Genomic DNA, 21029 nt, shown 5'->3' with positions numbered 1-21029 from the left:
GCAAAGATAACGCTTTTTGGAATAGCCAATTCTATTATTCTGTAAAGAAAATAGGGCAAACGTTTGACTGTGCAACTGAATGATTAGCCGGGTTAATTAAAGGGGGATTTCGGTTAAAATTCGCCTAACCTAAATATGAGTTAACGGGTTTGCTGGCTTAAACAGCATACTCATTTACAGCAGCAGTTTTTGTTTCATCATGTCCAGAAAATCTTTTCGATAGGTTTCACCAATTAATATCTCTGCTGAAATACCTTTTAAAATGATCCTGTTTCCATCTATTGAAGTGATTTTGTTCAGTGCTACGATGAACGATTTCTGCACCCGGATAAATTGCGCTTTGGGCAATCTTTCCTCTACATCCTTCATGGTTAAGAGTGCAAGCGTTCTAATCCCGTTATGGTGAAAAGCGATATAGTTTTTCATGCCTTCAACAAAATCGATTTCGGCAATATTAATTTTAAGCATTTTACCTTTAGCTTCCGTTTTAACCATAAAATAATCATCATCCTGCTGGTTAACCGGTATGTTGGCTTTTTTGCTGTTGATTATCTTTTGTGCTTTATTTATGGCTTGTAAAAAACGAGGCAGCGGGATAGGTTTAACTAAATAATCAACCACATCGAGGTCAAAACCAGCGGTAGCAAACTCCTTATAGGCGGTAGTCAGGATCACCTGCACATCTTTGTTGTTCATTGTTTGGATGAAATCAATTCCCGAGATCTCCGGCATATGGATATCCAAAAAAATGAGTTCTACCGGGTTGCTGCTTAAAAAGCTCAATGCATCAATCGGATTGGTAAATGTTGCAGTAATCTGTATTGCTGCAACAGATTTCAGGTAATGTTGTATTACTTCAATGGCATGGTCTTCGTCATCAACAATAATGCAGTTAATCATGAGGTATATGGTTGAGGTTTAATCGGCGGTAACTTGAAATGTTCTAAAAAGCCCAAATTATCAAATGAACTTGGTTTTTCCTGATGATCGGTAATCTTATTGTATGGTAAAGTTAATTCAAGACTATAATCAAATTCGGTTTCGTTAATATTTAAGGCAAAGCCTTTGTTGTAATGATTGGTAAGGCGTTTTTTTATGTTTTCCATACCTATTCCACTCGAGAGTTCTTTAGGCCCGTTTTTCTTTTTGTTCCAGGTGCTGAGATGGATATTATGGTCGATTTCATTAATACTTAGCAATATTTTAACTGGATGCATATTTTCTGTACAGTTACCATGTTTTAAAATATTCTCTACAATGGTAATTAGAATTAACGGAATCAGTCTTACATGATCGGTATTTCCATTCACTTTAAAATCGATCTGCAACTTGTTGTTGAAACGAAGCTGATTAATTTTAATTACGTTTTTAATGTGATCAATTTCCTCGTCTATTAAGGTCATCCGGTCGTCTTTATCTATTTCTAACGAATAGCGCATGATTTCACTAAGCGTCATGATGCCATTGGCCAGTTCTTCTGATAAGGGTAAGGATTTTGCAAAAAAGAAATTAAGGGTGTTATTTAAAAAGTGAGGATTAATCTGTGCACGGAGAAAAGCATATTCTGCCTCATGTTTTTCTTTTTCGATAAGGCGTAGTTTTCGTTCACGTTTAATTCCTTCAGAGGCAAAATGGTAGCCAATACCTATAATTGAATACCGAATAAAAACCAAAAGTACGGCTGCCCCATAATTTATAAAATTGAATGGGGCTGGAGTTGATCCATTTGCATTAACATAAGGCCTAATATGATAAGTTGTAGCATACCAAAGGAGGTAAGAGCAAGCGAAAGCAATCGTAATTCCTAAGAATAAGGAAAATGGTTTTAATGGGTTGGTATATTTTCTACATGCTAAAATGCATAAATATACGGTACAGATATTCGGAATTTGAAATAGAAAAATGTCCCCAATATTAAAAATATAGCTTTTAGGATTTTGAGCGTAAGTCAAAATATTATTTAGTAGCACATAAATCACCCAAAATATTATGTGGTAGGTAACTAGTCTATATTTATGTTTTATCATTAGTTACTTTTGTAGTTTTTTACATAGTTTACCCAATCAACCTCTTGATCAGGGATAATTACATTTGGAGCGATTCCTATATTATCTAATGGCCGTTTTATGGCGTGTAGCGATTTTGCTACTGGATAAACAAGAGTGAAAAATTTGCAAGGAGGATGAGTAATTACCATTTCTCCGTAATCAACACTTCCAGCAGTATTTTGTCCGTATAAAGTTACTTTTTTACTTTGTTCAGCTCTTAAAATAAAAAATTCGCCACTACTTGCCGTATTCCCGTTAATTAGGATAGAAATACGTTCAGGGTTTTTTAATACTTTCGATAGCTTCAGGGTACTGGATTTATAGAGTGGGTAAAATTCATTTAAATTAGCTCTCAATTTTTTCGCGTTCTTTTTTAATTCTTTTCTTGAAGCTGCTGATGCATATGGATAATCTTTTTCGTAACAATCACGAATATTGTCATCTGTGGCTAATACAATACCACCATCAATATGTATGGGGTTCGTATATAAATAAGGAATTATTTTTTCAAAACAACCGGTTGTACCTCCTGAATTATCACGGACATCAATAATAAGATGCTTAGTATTAGCTAAATTATCCTTATTTTTTTCAATTAAACCATCTATTCTTGTTTTATACTTCGAATTGAAAGAAGGAAGTAAAAGAAGGGATGTTTGATTATCTAATTTTTTAAAACTAGACATTAAGTTAGGTTCGGTGTATACAGGAGGAGGTATCGTTTTCGCTTTTCTTTCACCTCTTATCCATTTTCCCAAAAAACCAAAATCTAGTACGTCATTCTGTTTAATTAAAGCGGGGTAATTAACCGAATGATCACCGCCGCTATAGTAAATAGTTTTATACTGATTGTCAGTCTTCCCGATTTTAAATTTTATTTGTTGTGGCATCCATCGTACACTATCGGCTTTTATCACAAAACCAATAAATTCAATATTTTTTTTGGTGTGATCTTTAACAATTCCAATTTCATACATCCCATAATTCCAAATTCCTTCTATACTATCTAGCGTTTTCTTATTTTCCTGTAGATAAGATTTAAAACGTTTTTCTGTCCAGGTTGTTTTCTCTTCATTAGCAAAAAACATCTTCACTGAATCAGGAGAAAGTTTGCTAAAATCCATCCCGACATCAATGTGCTTGTCTTTGAAAAAACTGAGCCATTCTCTCATTAAGCTTAAACACTTGTAAGAATTGGAAGTAGAGGCAACGTGCTGTAAACTATCCGTAAATTTTTTAAATTGAAACTGGTTTGAAGGATTTACTTTATCAGGATAACCAATGTAGTTTTTTTTGATTTTTTCTACCAGGAATAGAAAATTATCATTACAGTTACAATTTTGAGCTTTTAAGGCAAATGAAAAGATAAATAAGAAAAAAAAGAGAAATATATATTTCATCAATAATGGGATAGTGTTTGCAAATGTTTTAATTTTAAACTGATTTGATGCATAAATACTAACCACTTAAGGTTTGATTATGTATTGTTTTATTTTCACAATCAGGCTCTCCTGATAGGTTAGTAGTTGGACTATTACCTCCGATAATTTTCTTCATTTGCTCTTTCGTCAAATGGGTAAAGTCGTTTCTCTTAAAAACAAATAAAGTCTTTTTTTCTAATTTTTTGTTTTTCATAATTAAAATAATGGATAGTTAAATAAATGTGTTTAAAAGTGTTATTTCTGGATGTAACAGCCAAAAAATATACACCAAACGGCTGTTTAACTGTACCAAACCAATATATTGTGTAATTTAACTAGTAAATCTTTTTAGTTTTATACATCTTTACATAATCAATCCAATCGGTAACATGGTCTGCCATTTTATGGATGAGACGTAAAGAGCCAACATAATTTTTAAAATTCTTTCTGTTAAGCATTGAAATCATCACTACAGTTTCACTTCTGCGCTTATAAATTATAGAATGGACATAAGCATAATAAGTAGAAGATAATTTTTTTCCATCGTTTTCAATTACAATTATAGTCGATATTTATATTTAAATGGTGAACTATTTTAAAATACATATTTGTCTTATTTTCTATGTAGACAGAGATTTGGATTAGCGCCAGTTTCATTCAATGTTGTAATTTTTGGTAGTGTTTGATCGTATTATCCCTTTTTGTACTTATAAAAAGCCTTTTAGTGTATCTTTTTTTTGGTTGAAATTTAATATCCAATACTTGTTTCATGTTAGGCCAACATAGGCGGAATCTGAAAAGCCTTAAATGAGTAAGAAAACTTAAGTGAAAAACTAATTATGAAAAATTTAAAATTAGAAAATTTTGGCGTTCAGGAAATGGATGCTAAGGAAATGATTAACACCGGTGGAGAAGGATTTCCATGGGCAGCTTTGGGCATAGCTATAGCTATATCAGCAATAAATAATTGGGGAGATATTAGAGAAGGATGGCATGATGGTGGAACTGGGAAAGCTCGTCATTAAAATATTTAATATAAAAAAAGAAAAAATATTGAATTTTTTCATTAACGTAATTATAGGTCTTGGAATATATGTATTTATTCAATACGCACCAGATCTATTCCGTCTAATTTTTTAATATAATATTATGAAGAATTTACAAGAATTAAGGGTAGATGAGTTGAGTTTAGAAGAGTTGTTAAATATCGATGGAGGAGAATCTGCATGGTATTGGGTGGCATTCTACACTCACGAATTTCTTATCTATGCAAACGAACAAGGTAAAAGTTCACATATGCATAGTGCAGGATAAATTGTAGTTTAAAAGGGGGCATACGAGATATCGATGCCCTCATTTTTTATGGAGCAAAAATTACCTGTTATAATTTAAAAAATGGAAATTAAACTTTTTTCTTAAACTTTGATGCAAAAAAAAGAATGAAATTGTATTTTAAAAAAGTAAGCGGGAATATTTATTTGCTTTTTCTAATTTGTTATATTTTCTCTATTATCAACGGAATTATCTTTAACTATTTAGATAAATTATTTCCGTTAAATTCTAATCAAAAGAACGGATTAGAAAACTTATCTGGTAGTGCAAAATTCATATTCATTATGATTTTAGCGCCAATAATTGAAACTTTTATTTTTCAGTATTTACCCAATAAAATTTTAACATTATTTAACGTTAAAAACTTTTACGTCCTACTAATTATTCCTGTAATAATCTTCTCATCGATGCATTTTTATAGTTATATATATATCGCTATGACTTTTATAGGAGGGTCATTCTTGAATTTTTTTTTCCTGAAAGCGAAAGAAAAAACTATCTTTTATCTACTTTTAACCATTCTTTTTCACTCGCTTTACAATCTATTCGGCTATCTGTTTATTGTTTAGTTGCCTTACCATTCTAGAATCGTTTAATGTTTGAAAGAACTACATTCTGTTTAATATTCAACCTTTTCATCCCTACAATCTCCCTTTTCGTGTATCTTTTTTTCAGCATAAATTAATAATCACAAACTTGGCCTTAACCAAGCCAGTTGATGATTATGCCTTTAACAGAAGACGCCAATTTCGAAGATAATTCCATCATTTTTTTACACCATACCAGGGTACGTACGCAAATTATTTATTCTGCCACAATATTGTCCATTCTTGCTGCTTTTGCTACCTTACCATTTATTTACACCACAGTAAGCGTTAAGGGGAATGGTTCTTTGCAGAGTAATATCGAAAGAACAGAGTTATTGGCACCAGTAGGTGGGAAAATTACGCTGATTAATTTAACAGATAATAAAAAAATAAAAAAAGGACAACTTCTTTTAAATATAGACCCTACTCTACCTGAAACGCAAAACGTGATTTTGAATAATCGCTCAAGTGAATTAAAAGATTTATTAAATGATGCGCTCCTCCTCTTAAAACTGGTCGATTTAAGCAATGCCGGGCAACCTGCATTGCAAACCGGCCTGTATGCCGCAAGCTGGCAGCAATATGCAGAGCAAATTCAAAATGCTTTAAATGCCCGCGAGCAGGCTTACAAGATTTATAAAAGGTATGAGATTCTTTATAGCAAGAAAGTAGTTACTGAAGCAGAGTATGAGCAATATAAGTTCAATTACGATCAGGCGCTTTCCGATTTCAATCTGGTGGCTAAAAAATACAAAACACAGTGGCAAACGGAATCAAATCAGTATAGAAAAGAATTAAAAGATCTCGCTGGTCAGAAAATCCAGTTCACCGAACAGGAGAAATTATACCATTTAAACGCAGGGGTTTCCGGAACGGTACAAAATCTATCAGGTTTACAATTGGGTTCTTTTATTACGGCCAATCAGAAAATTGGCGAGATATCGCCTGATAGCGCTTTGCTGGCCATCAGTTACATCAAGCCTGCTGATATCGGTTTAATTAAAGCTGGTCAAATTGTGCGGTTTCAGATCGATGCTTTCAACTATAACCAATGGGGGTTACTGGATGGTGTAGTAACCGACATTTCAGATGATATCATACTGATTAACCAAAGCCCTTATTTTAAAGTGAAGTGTAAGCTGGACAAGGATTATTTAAAGCTAAAAAACGGTTACAAAGGACAGGTAAAAAAGGGGATGACTTTTAATGCACACTTTACTATTGCAAAACGAAACCTGTATCAATTACTATATGACAAGGTTGATGATTGGTTAAATCCAAATGGAACCAAAAGCTAAAAAACCAAAGCAGAAAATTTCAAATTTCTCAAACCCACATCTCAGTTCGCCAGTCTCAAATCTCACATCTAAAACCCATGTCTACACGAATAAAACAACGCGATATTACCGATTGTGGTGCTGCTTGTTTAGCATCTATATCTGCATTTTATAAACTGAAAATGCCTGTTGCGCGCATCCGTCAACTGGCCAGCACCGACCAAAAAGGAACCAATGTTTTGGGTTTGATAGAAGCGGCAAATAAACTGGGTTTTGAAGCAAAAGGTGTAAAGGGCAATTTAGACAGTCTTTCTAAAATTCCATTACCGGCCATTGCCCATGTGATAGTGAAGAAGCAATTGCAACATTATGTAGTTATTTATAAAGTAACGGATAAATACATTGAAGTAATGGACCCGGGCGATGGGAAAATGCACCGCAAAACTATTGAAGAATTTACAGGCGAATGGACGGGCGTATTGGTGTTGTTATTACCTGATGAAGGTTTTAAACAGGGCAATGAAAAGGTTGATACTGGAAGCCGCTTTTGGAACCTGATTAAACCGCATAAAAGTATTGTCATACAGGCGCTTTTTGGTGCTTTAATTTATACCATACTGGGACTATCTACCTCGGTTTTTGTTCAGAAAATAACCGACCACGTTTTGGTAGAGGGTAACCGGAACCTGCTTAATTTAATGAGCTTAATGATGGTAGCCATTTTAGCGCTGCAATTGTTTATCGGTACCGCTAAAACTATTTTTACTATCCGCACCGGGCAACAGATAGATGCCGGTTTGATATTGGGATACTATAAACACCTCTTAAAGCTACCTCAGCAATTTTTTGATACCATGCGGGTAGGCGAAATTATTTCGAGGGTAAATGATGCCGTTAAAATAAGGGCTTTCATAAACGATGTTTCTATTAATCTGGTGGTAAATGGCTTTATTGTGGTATTCTCTTTTATTTTAATGTTCAGTTACTATTGGAAACTGGCCTTATTGATGCTGGCGGTTATTCCATTGTATCTGCTGATTTATTTCATCAGCAATAAACTAAACAAGAAAATGCAGCGGAAGCTGATGGAGGAGTCGGCCGAGTTAGAATCGCAGCTGGTTGAGGGCTTAAATAATGTGGCCACCATTAAAAGATTTGGCCTTGAAAGGTTTACCAACGAAAAAACTGAAACGCACTTTATTGGCCTGCTAAGAACAATTTATAAATCAGGCTTAAACTCTGTTTTCTCCGGAACAGCAACCGAGGTTATTGCCCGTATGCTCACGATCATATTGCTTTGGGTGGGTGCAGGTTATGTTTTGGACGGAGAAATCACGCCAGGTGAATTATTTTCTTTCTATACCCTTATTGGTTATTTTACGGGTCCGGCTACCTCGTTAATTGGTGCAAATAAATCTATCCAGGATGCCATGATCGCTTCCGATCGTTTGTTTGAAATTATGGATCTGGAAATTGAACAAAATTCATCGAGTGTTTTCCTGACCAAAGAATTAATGGGCGATATCCGTTTCGAACATGTAGCCTTTAGGTATGGCAGTCGCGTTAATGTGTTTGAAGATTTAAACCTCAAGATTAAGGCCGGGAGTTTTACTGCGATTGTAGGGGAGAGTGGATCTGGTAAATCTACCCTAATGTCGTTACTTCAAAATATTTATCCCATACAATCGGGCAATATTTTTATTGGTAATCATGCACTTAAGTATTTGAACAATGCTTCTTTAAGAAATTTACTCAGCGTTGTACCCCAGAAAATTGATCTTTTTGCAGGAAATGTAATCGAGAATATTGCCATTGGCGATTATGAACCCAACATGCAACAGATTATTAGTATTTGTACACAGTTAGGGATTATCGATTTTATTGAAGCTTTGCCAGAAGGTTTCCAGACTTATTTAGGCGAAAACGGAGCTTCTTTATCGGGCGGACAGAAACAAAGGATTGCAATAGCAAGGGCATTGTACCGTAATCCTGAGATTTTAATTCTGGATGAAGCGACTTCCTCTTTAGATTCAGCTTCGGAGCAGTATGTACAGCGGACAATAGATCTGTTAAGGATGCAAAAGAAAACAATCATCATCATTGCGCACCGCTTACCTACGATTAGAAAAGCTGATCAGATTATTGTGTTGGATAAAGGAAAGGTTGTAGAAGAAGGAAGCCATGCTGAAATGATGATTGCAAATGGCCACTACGCCAATTTATGGAAACAACAATTTGGTGATGAGGATTTAACAAGTTTGATGATGCCTTCATTTCTCTAAGAGTTGAACTTTACTAGCAAGTTGGCAAGAAAAGTTGCCAGCTCTTGAATTTAATACACTAAAGCCACATCAGTTTTATTATGAAATTATTAGAATACATCGATCGCATTAAAATTATCCACAAACTGATAAAAGAAAGCCGTACAGGTGCACCAGAAAATTTAGCCAGAAGATTATCAATTTCAACCTCGCGATTATACGTGGTATTAGATGAGTTGAAACTAATGGGTGCTCCGATAGAATACTCGAGACAGTTACAAACATATTATTATACCCAGGCATTTGAAGTAAATATTAGGGCTGATTTTACGGTTTTAAAGCCTCAGGAGTTAATGAATGTAAATGCTGGATTTTTTTATCAGCAAAATTACCCACTCCTTTTTTTGTAGAGTGGGCAAAAGTAATTTAGTAGTGTTGCAACAATAGGCGGTTACCGAAAAGCCTTTAAAGAGTAGGTACATCATTAAAAAGAATTAAATCATGAAAAATTTAAATTTAGAAAACCTTAGTGTTCAGGAAATGAATGCTATCGAAATGCTTGAAGAAAACGGTGGAATGGGATATGATGCTGGTGGTTATGGACTGGTATATGATCGTGCAAAAGGAGACGGCGCATTTTACAAAGGTTTTTTTAAAGGTGTATACGATGCTATTTTTAACTAAAATTTATTATGATACAAGAATTAACTAAAAATGAACTACTCATCACGAATGGTGGTAGTGCTAAAGAGATAACCCCTGAAGATCTAGGCTATGAAGTTGGTCATTGGGTTGGCAAAGCACTTATCGTTTGGGCTACTTTCTTTAAAAAATAAAGAGTGACATACGATTTTTTTAAATCTTATTATTCAGTTTAAACAGAGCAAATCCTTTAATAATTCATTAAAGGATTTGTTGCATATAATACTTTATGCTCTATGTCGCCTGTCATCAGGTTATAGTTAACTGCTTTTCTTCAATATATTAACGCTAGATACCGTCCATGGTGGCTTACGCAGCCTGGTTTAGTGCTTTTATAATCAAAAAGGTTTTCCGGAGATTGGTAAATATTTATATTGATTTCAGCTAATTCATTATAAACTGCTGAGGCTATCGTATGAAGGTAGCTCAGATGTAAATCGCTTTTAGTGAAATATGTATGCTCATCAATGTTTACCAGACCTTCTACCTGCCTGATGCTGGTATAAATTGAACACTTTAAACTTTTAGGCGCAAAATTTCGGATGCCTGTTGTACGGTTATGGATTTTATAGGCCGATTCTTTCATACTCCATAACAGCCATACCATTTCATCCGAATTTTTTGCTGATGAAATGAGTAGCTGTTCGTCGGTTGTGAAAATCTTATTCAGGTAGTTTTTACGCCTCCAGTTACTTTGGATTTTTGCCAGATCCAGGTCAACGATATCGTTACCCAGCATGTGCTTCCAGCTTTTGAGCTATAATTTCGGTCGTGGCTTTTACGTTGAGCATTTTCGCCATCGAATCGTTGTCTATTTCGATGTTGAACTTCTCTTCAATATCTAAAACAATATCAACCAGGTTGGCCGAATTTATTTTTAAATCGGTTATAAAATCAGTGTTTTCGTCAATATGTGCCAGGGCTGTTACCTCTTCGCTGTAAGGTTCGACAATTGTTTTTAAGGCTGCGATAATCTCTTCTTTATTCATGAGGGTATTTTTTAAAAATAATACAGGCATTAATATCGCCAAAACCAAAACTGGCTTTAGCTAAGATATTAATTGGTTTTTGAATTAAAGTTTGTGGAATGCATTTCGCATTTATTAAAGTGCTGATCTCGGGGTTTAAGTCTTCGCAGTTAATATTCGGGAAAATAAATCCTTCCGAAAGTTCAAGTATCGAAGCCACACATTCTATGCTCCCTGATGCTGCAATGCAATGGCCAATCATACCTTTTAATGAATTGATATACGGGAAATCGTCAGACGATAATTGTAATGCTGCTTTCCAGTTTTCTATTTCGAGTGCATCTTTCGTTGTTGCGGTAAGGTGACCATTAATTACATCTATTTCACGGGCTTCAATACCCGCATTTTTTAATGCTGCCTGGATACACCGCTGTACAGCGGTAGGGTTTGGGGCAGTCATGGTGCCTAAACCCCGCTGACCACCTGAGTTGATATGACCGCCAAGCACCTCGCCATAAATTTTGGCTTTCCTTGCCATTGCGTTTTCGAGCGATTCTAATACCAGGGCGCCGGCGCCACTGCCAGGTACAAAACCACTTGCGCTTGCACTCATTGGGCGGCTGCCTTTTTCGGGTTCGTGGTTATGTTTAAAGGTGCAAACTTTCATGGCATCAAAACCACCCCAAATGTAAGGGCCACTGTCGCTGGTACTCCCCGCTAACATTTTTGTGGCCTGACCTGTTTTAATTCTTTCGTAAGCCAGCAATATACTTTCAGCTCCTGTGGCGCAGGCCGATGAATTGGTGCTTACCTGATTCCCCAAGCCTAATTTTCCGCTGATAAAAGCACTTACGCCGCTGGCCATGGTTTGTATCACGACCGAACTTCCCAGCTTTTTGATTTCAAGTGCATCTATTTTATTAATGGCCCATCTAAATTTATCGATACCAGAAGTGCCCGCACCGAAAATGGTTCCGCTATCCCAGTAGGGTTCGTCATTATTCTCAATTGTTAAACCCGCATCCTTCCAGGCATCCAGGCCAGCAATAACACCATAAATAATTCCTGTACTATTTAGGTTTCGTAATTCAAGTGGTGTAAAATATTGGCTGATCCGCGCTTCGCTAAGTGCTGGTTTGCCTGCAATCTGGCAAGAGAAGTTTAAGGCTTCCAAATCGGGTTGATGGCGGATTCCGGAAAGCCCTTTTTTTATGGCCTCCGAAAACTCATTAATGGTTGTGGCATTGGGTGCGCATATGCCTAAACCTGTAATTACAACTCTGTTACCCATTTTCTTTCGAAATTAACATCCCGGAAATATTTCCTTTGCAAACCGTTTCGCCAACTGCATTTTCCATTTTTACCTTACAACTCAGTTTATTAAACCTGAAATATACTTTCTCACTCGTTACGGTAACCTGTTCACCAGGGTAAACTGGTTTTAAAAAATCAATAGCGTTTGACGTCATGGCGATCGATACATTTTGATCAATATCTTTTAACAGGTAAATACCTAAACAAACCAATCCGATTTGTGCCATGGTTTCGGTAAGTATGACTGCAGGGGTTAGGGGATGGTTTTTAAAATGACTTTCGTAAAAGGGTAAATCTTTGGCATAAGTATAAGTGCCCTTCGCTCCATTTTCATCAATGTGCAACAATTCATCAACGAAAAGAAAAGATTTACCGTAAGGCAGTTGATCTATTATTTCTTGTGTAGTCATGGCTGAAGGATGGAGTTCTTGAATAATAGCATGATTGAATGAATGGTTACCATTGTAAAAGTATGCGCTGTGCTGAAAAACCCGGGCCGAAGCTTAACATCAGTCCTTTTTCTCCAGGCATTGGCTTTTTCTCCATCATCCGTTCTAAAACATAGAGAACTGTTGCGCTGCTCATGTTTCCGTAAAGCCTTAAAACTTCTTTTGTTTCATCTATATTTTTGTTTAACTGACTAAATAGCTCTTCAACAATCTGGATAATCTTTTTTCCGCCCGGATGGAAGATCAAATGGTCGATATCGTTAATTCCAAAGCCGTGTTTGGTCAGAAAAGGGTGAATGATATCCGGAAAATGACTGGCAATGGTTTCCGGAACAGCCACATCCAGTACCATTTGCAATCCGGTATTGGTGAGCTTAAATCCCATCATCTCTTCAGCATCGTAAAAATGGTACATTTCTTCGGCTAAAATTTCTGGCCCGCTATCTTCTTCATTCGAACTTAACAGTACACAAGCGGCACCATCGCCAAATATCGCGGCACTTACAATGTTGGCCATCGAAAAATCGTTTAATTGAAAAGTTGCCGTTGGCGATTCTACTGCAACAACCGCGGCGCGTTTGCCCGGATTGGCTTGCAGAAAATTCTTAGCGTAAATCATGCCCGATACCCCGGCAGCACAACCCATTTCGGTTACGGGTAAGCGAACAATATCCTGACGCAGTTTGAGGAGATTAATCAGATAAGCATCTAAAGAAGGGATCATAATGCCGGTGCAGCTTACCGTAATGATGTAGTCTAAATCCTGTGCCTGCCAATTGGCTTTCTGGAGTGCGGTTTCCAAACATTTAGCACCTAGTTTTATTCCTTCCCTTACATAAATGTTGTTTCGTTCCTCAAAACTTAAATCACTAAAAACTTCTTCAGGCGACATGATCGAGTATCTTTTATCTACCGCGGCGCTTTCAAAAATCTTTTTTACCTTCCTGATCAAGCGATCATCCTGGTCTTTTAACCAAATATCCAGAAATGGTAGAATCTCGGTGGTTGACCGCGAAAATTCGGGCAAGGCTTTACTTACTGCTTTTACGGTTACGCTCATATCGTTTTAATTATCCATTGGTAGCGGAAAGCCCATTTCCATTTTATTGAACTCGATTTTAAGTTTAATTGTTTGCTGTATTTGAGCAAATCTGCACTTTTAAACCCGCGTAGAATGGATATTAAACCGTCCTCCCGCGACATATCATTTAAACGGAAAACATAACACAAAGCTTTAAACAGGTAATAGGCTACTGCACTCCGTTGCAGATCGTTGATCACAATGCCTATGGCTGCCGATCTTTTAAAATTTTCTAGCAGATCAATAATTTCTTCATCTTTAAAATGATGTAAGGTTAAGGTACACAGCATAATGTCGCAAGGTTCTGTTTTACTTAAATCATCAAATATATCGCTACAGGCATAGGTGATATTCGGGTAGTTTTCAGATAAACTTTGCGCATGACTGATGGTGAATTTATTGGCATCTATCCCTTTTAAAATAAAATGTAAACCTTGTTTATTAGCATAATCGGCCAAGGTGCGTAACATATCTCCATTTCCACAGCCGATATCAGTAATACGTATAACTTGATCTAATGGTTTGCCGTTGATTAAGGTTTTCACCCCATCGAGTGTAACTTTATTACCCCCAAGGAGCTGATTAATACTGGCTATTTTGTCGAGTGCATCGCGTAATACCTCACCTTCCATGGCGAAATCATCCATAATCTCGGGTGCTGTGCTTCTATATGTGGTATCTACTGGCATTTATGATGAAATCTTGATGGGTTTACCATGAGTCTGTTTAATTATTTTATGGAGTAAAAAGGGCATTTTAGTCAAGGCATTCATCGCCAGACTTTCGAAATTATGGTTCCTGAGCAAAGCAGATAATATTCTTCCCGTTTTTAAGCGGCTTTTAAATTCCCTGTTCCAGTGTAGAGTATAATTTTCCTCCAGTGCCACACGTGAATTGATTTGTCCGCCGATTCTTTGATGCAAAAGTTCTGAAACAATTTTGGCACTGTGAATGGCCATGGCCATACCGTTTCCACAAAGTGGATGAATTAATCCGGCAGTATCGCCAATCATTAACATATGGTTATATACAGGTTCTTTGCCCTCAAAAGAAATCTGACTGATGGTTAAGGGAACATCAAATAAACTGCTGGCATTTTCGAAAACAGCCTTCAAATACCTGTTTTTATAAAGCACATTTTCCTGGAAGGCCTGCAGGTTTTTGTGTTTTTTAAAACGCTCATAGTTCGCCAGATAACAGATGTTTAACCGGTCATTTTCAACCTTTGAAACCCCACAATAACCACCTTGAAAATTATGCAGACTAACCAGGTTGTTCGGAAAATCAGCCTTATAATGTGCTTTAACTGCCAGATAAGGCGATCGTTTATTAATGAAACTCCGGTTTAGCTTAATATCAATAGCCGATCTTTTTCCATAAGCACCAATAACATAAGCGGCAACAAAAGAATGGTTTGCCGTTACTATTGTAAATTTATTTTGGGCAAAGTTTATTTCTACCACGCGATCATGAATTACATTTACCTTCCTCCTGATCAGTTCGGTATACAGGTAATGATCCATGGTATACCTGCTTAAACCAAAACCACCCAGCGGCAATTTAGTTTGTATACTTTTGCCCGAAAGGGAGGTGAAAAGCAGATCGCTGATTGATGTGGGCGCAAGATTTTCAATATCCAGGCCGAGCCATTCAAAATAGGGGAGCACCTCATTCGAAATGTATTCGCCGCAAACTTTATGGTGGGGATAGGTATCTTTTTCGATCAGCGTAACATTTAAACCCAACTTATTCAGGTGAAGTGCGGCCGTTAAACCTGCCAATCCACCACCAATAATTAAAATTTCTGTTTCGGACCGCATAAGATGAGATGGAATACTAATATAACGTTTTAACCATTTGTTTGTTCCATCTCCGAATTTTTAACCACAGAGATAATCGAAAAAAGAGCACAGAGGGCACCGGGTTGGGTGTACAATGGAGGCTATATAGTTATAAATTGTCATCCTGAGCCTGTTGAAGGGCCTGTTTAAATGCCTCTCAATTTCGTTAGTGCCCGTTTCCAAATGAGTGCAGAAATGCTTTACGATTTTATCGTTTGTAACAATTGATTGTCTTTTCCGGGAGCTTCAAAAAACTTTAATAGCAGCAGTGTCTGTTTTGAATAAACGGGATTGCAGCGGCATCTCCCGATTCTTCATCGGGAATCTAGCGTAAAGCCCGACGAACATTAACAATGTTTACCAACACTGCTTTGCTAAACAATCTTCAGGCTATATTAATTGGCTAGCTGCCGTCAAAAGGTTACATAAATAGCTGTACCATTTCATTATTAGAAGCGGGCGTTGACATCTATCTGTCGCTTCTTTCTTCCATATTCAAATCGGTATCAAAAGGACTTTTGGTAAAGGGATAAATGGATTGTTTAACAAAACCTTTCGGATACGAAGCTTCATGTACGCCCGTTCCGGCGGGCCATTCTTTGCCTGGTAAATAATAAGTACCAAACATCATATCAATAAAAGGAAATATGGAAGCGAAATTATGTCCATAGTATTTAGGATCTTCGCAATGATGCCAGTGGTGATATTGTGGTGTCGTAAAAATGTATTTTAAAGGGCCAAAATTAATCCTGGTGTTGGCATGGATGAGTACTGCATGGATGGCAATAAATATAATGTACACATTGAACACGGTTGATGAAAAGCCTAAAACATAAAGCGGAATGAAAGTCATTGCGCGGGTGAAAAAGATATCGATAAAATGTGTGCGGCTTCCTGCCAGCCAATCCATATTTTGTGTAGAGTGGTGTATGGAATGGAAACGCCAAAGGGCTACCCGGGTATGAAAAAAACGATGTGCCCAATATTGAAACAAATCGGTACTAAAAAAAGCCAGAAACAAAGCTACTATAAAAGGGAGTCCCTGTACCCAGGTGTGCAATTTATCTAAACCGATCCAGCCAAAAAATAATACGGCAGGTTTTTGGGTTACAATACCGAAAAACTGAATAAACAGATGGCTGATTACAAAATAAGTTAAATCGGTGCGCCACTCTTCGTGGAATTTAGTCTGCTCATTGTTTTTGGGGAAGAATAATTCTAAAGGAACAAAAATAGCGACCATTAAAAGCAGATCTAAAATCATCCAGTCTAAGCCAAAATGCCAGCTCGATTTGGCTACATCTCTCCCTTCAACACTCAAAGCGCCCAATATTACGGCCAAAGCACCAAGTACAAAGCCTGGCCAGGCCCATTTGAGTTTTTTACTGAGGATTAAACTCAATAAAGAAAAAAAGAATGCTGCAATAACACCGCCAAGCATTAGTGCTTCCATGCTGTTTTTCGTGTAAATTTCGCGGAATTCGGGTGTGGTAAGCTTTTCAGGATAATGAAAACACAGGATACCTAAAAGCGCCAGCACAGCTAAAAAAATAGAAATATACCCACTAATCTGGCCCTGGCCCACTACTAATCTTTTGTTCGGAGACATTAAAATATGTTTTGGTAGATAACAATGATAATAAAAAAAGATAAAATATAGTCGAATAAGTGATTCGAAACTTCAAACAGGTTAATTGACTTTGGACTCCAGACTACCGACTTCGGACTAAATCCTCTTCCTGCAAACCATTTCATTCGCTCAACGGTTGCTTTATCGGGCATTGACCTAAGCCATGCCATTCTTTTTTAAATAATCAGTATTTTTGAAACCACGATATGCTACTTAACTATCTACGCCTTTTGCTGCTTCCTTTTTCACTCATTTATGGAATGGCTATTGTCCTCCGTAAAAAACTTTATGATTGGGGATTGATGCGATCTGTAAAGTTCGGTTTACCGGTAATTTGTGTAGGCAATTTATCCGTTGGCGGATCGGGTAAAACACCAACCACAGAATATTTGGTGAGGTTGCTGGCCGATTATAAAATAGCCATATTAAGCAGGGGCTACGGACGGAAAACGAAAGGTTTTATTGTTGCCGATAGCACTGCAACTGCTGAAACAATTGGGGATGAGCCTTTACAGTATCATCAAAAATTTGCAGCTGTTACCGTTGCTGTTTGCGAAGACCGTGTGAATGGGATTAAGCAATTGAAAGACAACCATGATCTGATTATCCTTGACGATGCCTTTCAACACCGCGCGGTAAGGGCGGGTTTTAATATTTTGCTTTTCGAGTTTAGAAAGCTGGGTACTTTACAGTTTTTGTTACCTGCCGGAAATTTAAGGGATGTTTTCTCCTCACGCAAAAGGGCCGATGTATTGCTGGTCACAAAATCGCCGGTTCCATTGTTACATGTAGCGCAGCAGGCCTCGGTAAACGAGCTGCAGCCAAATGCAAATCAACCTGTATTACATTCCTATTTAAAGTACGGCGATCTTATCCATTTATACCATAATGAAAGCCGCACACTCGAATCGATTAAAGATTTCGAAATTTTCCTGCTCAGCGGAATTGCAAATCCAGCCCCGTTAATAGAAGAGCTTGAAAAATATGCTGAAACCATAAAACACGAAGAATTTCCTGATCATTATGCTTTTAAAAATGATGATATTAAGAAGCTTAAATCGGTTTTTATGGCCAGTACTAAAAAAGATAAAATCATTATCACAACAGAAAAGGATAGCAAGCGTTTAAGAGCTACCGGATTTGAAGATTTACTGGTAGATTTACCTGTATATTATTTACCCATTGAGGTTGAATTATTTGAAGAAGATAAGATTACCTTTGACGAACTCATTTTAAACTATGTTAAGAGCAATAGAAGAAACCGTTGAATATATAAAACGTAAAACAGAGAACTTTAAGCCAGAAATAGGTATTATTTTAGGTACTGGCTTGGGTGGCTTGGTAAAAGAAATCGAAGTTGAGCATCAATTGATGTATTCTAATATTCCGAATTTTCCAATTTCTACTTTAGAATTTCATAGCGGGAAACTAATTTTTGGAACATTAAACGGGAAGAAAATTATTGCCATGCAAGGGCGCTTACATTATTACGAAGGTTACAGCATGCAACAGATCACATTCCCGGTTAGGGTAATGAAAGGTTTGGGTATCGAAAACTTAATTGTATCTAACGCTGCGGGCTCGCTAAATCCTGAGTTTAAAAAAGGTGATTTAATGATTATCGCTGATCATATTAATCTGCAGCCAGATAACCCATTGAGGGGTTTAATCGAAAGCGAATTAGGTCCGCGTTTTCCGGATATGAGTCAGCCTTATAAGCGGGATATCATTGCCAAAGCACTTGAAATAGCTAAAAATGTTGATATTAACTGTCATAAAGGGGTATATGTTGCGGTTTCTGGTCCGAATTTAGAAACCAAAGCCGAGTATAAATACCTGCGTTTAATTGGCGCCGATGCCGTTGGCATGAGTACTGTACCTGAGGTGATTGTGGCCAACCACGCTGGTTTGCCTGTTTTCGCTATCTCCGTATTAACGGATGAAGGTTTTCCTGAAGATCTGCAGCCTTTTAATTTAGATGAAATTTTAGCAGCAGCAGCCAAAGCTGAGCCTAAAATGACTGAGATTTTAACCCGCTTAATTTCTGAACTATAAGATGTATAAAGTCGTTAAAATCTGTTTTTTTCTCTTCCTGCTGTTGGGCATTAACAAAGTCTTTGCGCAAGATTTAAAAACAAGTGTTGGTACCAATAAGGAACTTGATTCTGTTCGAAAGAAATTAGATTCGGGAAAGGATTCTGTTGTTTTTACCGCAAAATATATCAGGTTTACCAAGTTATCGTTGACTAAAGATAGTATTGTACTGCTGCCTTTAGATACCTCCACCACCAATATTCAGAATTATAGTCCGCTTTTACAACCCCTGCACCCCACCATAAGCAATGGTAACATGGGTTTGGCCGCGAGGCCATTATTGTATGAGCCTAGTAAAAGGATTGGCTTTGATGCCGGATTTCATTCGCTTGACTATTATGCTTTAACGCCTGAAGATATTATTTACTACCAGGCCAGAACTCCCTTTACCAGCTTATATTTTGTTAGTGCCGGACAAAAAGAACAACTTTTCAGGGCCATACATACACAAAATATTAAAAAAAACTGGAACGTAGGTGTTAATTTTAACCGTGGCGATTCTAAAGGCTTTTACGCCCGGCAGCGTGGCGATAATTTGAATGTTGCCGTATTTTCATGGTACCAGTCGCCAAGCAAACGTTATAATATGTGGGCATCGGCAATCTTTAATACCATGCGTGCCTACGAGAATGGTTCAACGGTAGCTACAGGTTTATTTGATAAAGATTATTCTAAAATTGCGAGAGAAGCGGAGCCCGTAAATTTATCAGACTCAAGAAATATGTACCGGAAAAATACGGTTTTCTTAAAGCAAACCTATTATGTAGGCCGGATAGATACCTCTGCAAATGTGAACAATGCTGTTTTACCAACGAACAAGGTTTCGTACACGTTTGAGTACAATAACGACAGTTTCGATTTTTACAAAAATGGAGCGGATGTTAATAACGTACTGCCTCCTGGAATTGCGAGTACCCTATTTACGAATGACTCAACCCATGTAAAACATATTAAAAATGAGTTTATTTATAGTTTCTTCTTAAGGCCTAAAAACAGTTCGGTTATTAAAAACGAACTAAAGGTTGATGCTGGGGTTAGGCACGATTATTACAAGCATGAATATCTGGGCATAAAACAAGATGCAACCAATTACGAGCGCAGCAGATTTGCTTATCAAAACATTACCATTTTAGGGGCAGCAGGTTACCGGTTCTCTAACAATATCGATTTTAATTTAGATGTACAGCAAATTTTGCAAGGTGAGAACGCAGGTGATTATTTATACGAGGCAAAAAGTAAAATTCTTTTAGGTAAAAACATAGGTAGAATCGAATTGGGTGCCTATGCACAAAACCAAACACCAGCGGCTATTTTTAATTACTATCATGGTAATCATTACCAGTGGACAAACAGTGATTTTAAAAACACTAAAATTGCCAATTTATCATTTAACTATATCAATGATAAGTATGGTTTTACTGCAGGGGCCAAATATTTCTTAACCAGTAATTACGTTTATTTTGCTGCCGACCATAGCAATGGAACAAATGCCATTTTGCCAAAACAAGCTACTGCTGATATTAGCTTAATCAGGCTGGATGTATCAAAGAAATCGAGATTTGGTAAGTTTGTTATGGAAAATTATGTTGCTTATCAAAAAACAGATAAAAATTCAGTATTAAGAACGCCAGAACTTTATACTTATAACAGCATTTATTTTGATAATACTTTTTTCAAAGTATTAAAAGCTAATGTGGGATTTGATGTGCGGTATAACGCTGAATATGCAAACTATTTATATTCACCTGCAACGGCGCAGTTTTATATCGATGAAAGCAATCCAACCAATTTAGCTTCAAAACCAGTAATTGATGTCTTTTTTAAAGCAAACTTAAAAAGGGCTAATATTTTTGTTAAATACGATTTTGTAAATCAAGGCTTATTCCAGCCAGGTTATTACACTGTGAACAGATACCCCATGCAAGATGCACTATTAAAATTTGGGGTTAGCTGGAACTTTTACGACTAAATAATCAAGCATAAAAAAGCCTCCCGATTTTTAAACCGAGAGGCTTTTGTTTTTA

21 protein-coding genes are annotated in these 21029 nt (G+C 36.8%); 9 read left to right on the top strand and 12 right to left on the bottom strand.

Annotated features, from left to right (window positions below; all coding sequences use genetic code 11):
- Window positions 1-174: 174 nt before the first annotated feature.
- Genes CA265_16600 through CA265_16590 form a run of 3 tightly spaced genes read right to left on the bottom strand, consistent with a single transcriptional unit; the run spans window position 175 to window position 3448 of the window.
- The gene (locus tag CA265_16600) at window positions 175-900 is read right to left on the bottom strand and encodes a hypothetical protein (protein ARS41186.1); all 726 of its coding nucleotides are present in this window, start codon (window positions 898-900) and stop codon (window positions 175-177) included.
- Window positions 897-2027: a hypothetical protein gene (locus tag CA265_16595; GenBank protein ID ARS41185.1), complete on the bottom strand. Its 1131-nt coding sequence runs from the start codon at window positions 2025-2027 to the stop codon at window positions 897-899. The genes CA265_16600 and CA265_16595 overlap by 4 nt, the downstream gene beginning before the upstream one ends.
- Window positions 2027-3448: a hypothetical protein gene (locus CA265_16590; protein ARS41184.1), complete on the bottom strand. Its 1422-nt coding sequence runs from the start codon at window positions 3446-3448 to the stop codon at window positions 2027-2029. Before CA265_16590 ends, CA265_16595 begins: the two co-directional genes overlap by 1 nt.
- Window positions 3449-4308: 860 nt before the next feature.
- Here CA265_16590 and CA265_16585 point away from each other — a divergent pair.
- The 6 genes from CA265_16585 (at window position 4309) to CA265_16560 (ending at window position 9610) form a co-directional block, all read left to right on the top strand.
- On the top strand, window positions 4309-4494 hold the full coding sequence (locus tag CA265_16585; GenBank protein ID ARS41183.1) for a hypothetical protein: 186 nt from the start codon (window positions 4309-4311) through the stop codon (window positions 4492-4494).
- A 414-nt stretch (window positions 4495-4908) separates the two neighbouring features.
- Window positions 4909-5370 carry a hypothetical protein gene (locus CA265_16580; protein ARS41182.1) on the top strand — a complete coding sequence of 154 codons (462 nt, stop codon included), beginning with the start codon at window positions 4909-4911 and terminating at the stop codon, window positions 5368-5370.
- A 149-nt stretch (window positions 5371-5519) separates the two neighbouring features.
- Complete coding sequence (locus CA265_16575; protein ARS41181.1) at window positions 5520-6686, top strand: secretion protein HlyD; 1167 nt, start codon at window positions 5520-5522, stop codon at window positions 6684-6686.
- A gap of 77 nt (window positions 6687-6763) precedes the next feature.
- Entirely contained in the window at window positions 6764-8947 is a 2184-nt protein-coding gene (locus tag CA265_16570; GenBank protein ID ARS41180.1) for a peptidase C39, read from the top strand.
- A gap of 80 nt (window positions 8948-9027) precedes the next feature.
- Window positions 9028-9336 (top strand): hypothetical protein, encoded by a 309-nt coding sequence (locus CA265_16565; GenBank protein ID ARS41179.1) that lies wholly within the window; start codon window positions 9028-9030, stop codon window positions 9334-9336.
- 91 nt (window positions 9337-9427) lie between these two features.
- Window positions 9428-9610: a hypothetical protein gene (locus CA265_16560; GenBank protein ID ARS41178.1), complete on the top strand. Its 183-nt coding sequence runs from the start codon at window positions 9428-9430 to the stop codon at window positions 9608-9610.
- A 292-nt stretch (window positions 9611-9902) separates the two neighbouring features.
- Here CA265_16560 and CA265_16555 read toward each other — a convergent pair whose 3' ends face one another.
- The 9 genes from CA265_16555 to CA265_16515 all read right to left on the bottom strand — a co-directional run bounded on the left by CA265_16555 (window position 9903) and on the right by CA265_16515 (window position 17081).
- A complete protein-coding gene (locus CA265_16555; GenBank protein ARS41177.1) occupies window positions 9903-10367 on the bottom strand; it encodes a hypothetical protein in 465 nt (154 codons plus the stop codon).
- On the bottom strand, window positions 10357-10617 hold the full coding sequence (locus CA265_16550; protein ID ARS43027.1) for an acyl carrier protein: 261 nt from the start codon (window positions 10615-10617) through the stop codon (window positions 10357-10359). Before CA265_16550 ends, CA265_16555 begins: the two co-directional genes overlap by 11 nt.
- A complete protein-coding gene (locus CA265_16545) occupies window positions 10610-11887 on the bottom strand; it encodes a beta-ketoacyl-ACP synthase (GenBank protein ARS41176.1) in 1278 nt (425 codons plus the stop codon). Before CA265_16545 ends, CA265_16550 begins: the two co-directional genes overlap by 8 nt.
- Window positions 11880-12320 (bottom strand): hydroxymyristoyl-ACP dehydratase, encoded by a 441-nt coding sequence (locus CA265_16540; GenBank protein ID ARS41175.1) that lies wholly within the window; start codon window positions 12318-12320, stop codon window positions 11880-11882. Before CA265_16540 ends, CA265_16545 begins: the two co-directional genes overlap by 8 nt.
- Before the next feature lie 46 nt (window positions 12321-12366).
- A complete protein-coding gene (locus CA265_16535) occupies window positions 12367-13419 on the bottom strand; it encodes a type III polyketide synthase (GenBank protein ARS41174.1) in 1053 nt (350 codons plus the stop codon).
- Window positions 13416-14129: a methyltransferase gene (locus CA265_16530; GenBank protein ID ARS41173.1), complete on the bottom strand. Its 714-nt coding sequence runs from the start codon at window positions 14127-14129 to the stop codon at window positions 13416-13418. Before CA265_16530 ends, CA265_16535 begins: the two co-directional genes overlap by 4 nt.
- Window positions 14130-15260: an FAD-dependent oxidoreductase gene (locus tag CA265_16525; GenBank protein ID ARS41172.1), complete on the bottom strand. Its 1131-nt coding sequence runs from the start codon at window positions 15258-15260 to the stop codon at window positions 14130-14132. It abuts the gene before it with no gap.
- Between the two features lie 490 nt (window positions 15261-15750).
- Window positions 15751-16890 (bottom strand): sterol desaturase, encoded by a 1140-nt coding sequence (locus tag CA265_16520; GenBank protein ARS41171.1) that lies wholly within the window; start codon window positions 16888-16890, stop codon window positions 15751-15753.
- The gene (locus CA265_16515) at window positions 16890-17081 is read right to left on the bottom strand and encodes a hypothetical protein (GenBank protein ID ARS41170.1); all 192 of its coding nucleotides are present in this window, start codon (window positions 17079-17081) and stop codon (window positions 16890-16892) included. Before CA265_16515 ends, CA265_16520 begins: the two co-directional genes overlap by 1 nt.
- A 36-nt stretch (window positions 17082-17117) precedes the next feature.
- Between CA265_16515 and CA265_16510 the strand changes: the two genes are divergently transcribed.
- The 3 genes from CA265_16510 to CA265_16500 are packed head-to-tail and all read left to right on the top strand — an operon-like array spanning window position 17118 to window position 20974.
- A complete protein-coding gene (locus CA265_16510; protein ARS41169.1) occupies window positions 17118-18179 on the top strand; it encodes a tetraacyldisaccharide 4'-kinase in 1062 nt (353 codons plus the stop codon).
- On the top strand, window positions 18151-18966 hold the full coding sequence (locus CA265_16505) for a purine-nucleoside phosphorylase (GenBank protein ARS41168.1): 816 nt from the start codon (window positions 18151-18153) through the stop codon (window positions 18964-18966). Before CA265_16510 ends, CA265_16505 begins: the two co-directional genes overlap by 29 nt.
- Window positions 18967-19003: 37 nt before the next feature.
- Window positions 19004-20974, top strand: coding sequence for a hypothetical protein (locus CA265_16500; GenBank protein ID ARS43026.1), 1971 nt, complete (start codon window positions 19004-19006; stop codon window positions 20972-20974).
- The last annotated feature ends 55 nt before the right edge of the window (window positions 20975-21029 follow it).

Source organism: Sphingobacteriaceae bacterium GW460-11-11-14-LB5 (genome assembly GCA_002151545.1).
Lineage (GTDB): Bacteria > Bacteroidota > Bacteroidia > Sphingobacteriales > Sphingobacteriaceae > Pedobacter.
Note: the sequence above shows the minus strand (reverse complement) of the source record. Positions and strands in the feature narration are given on the sequence as shown.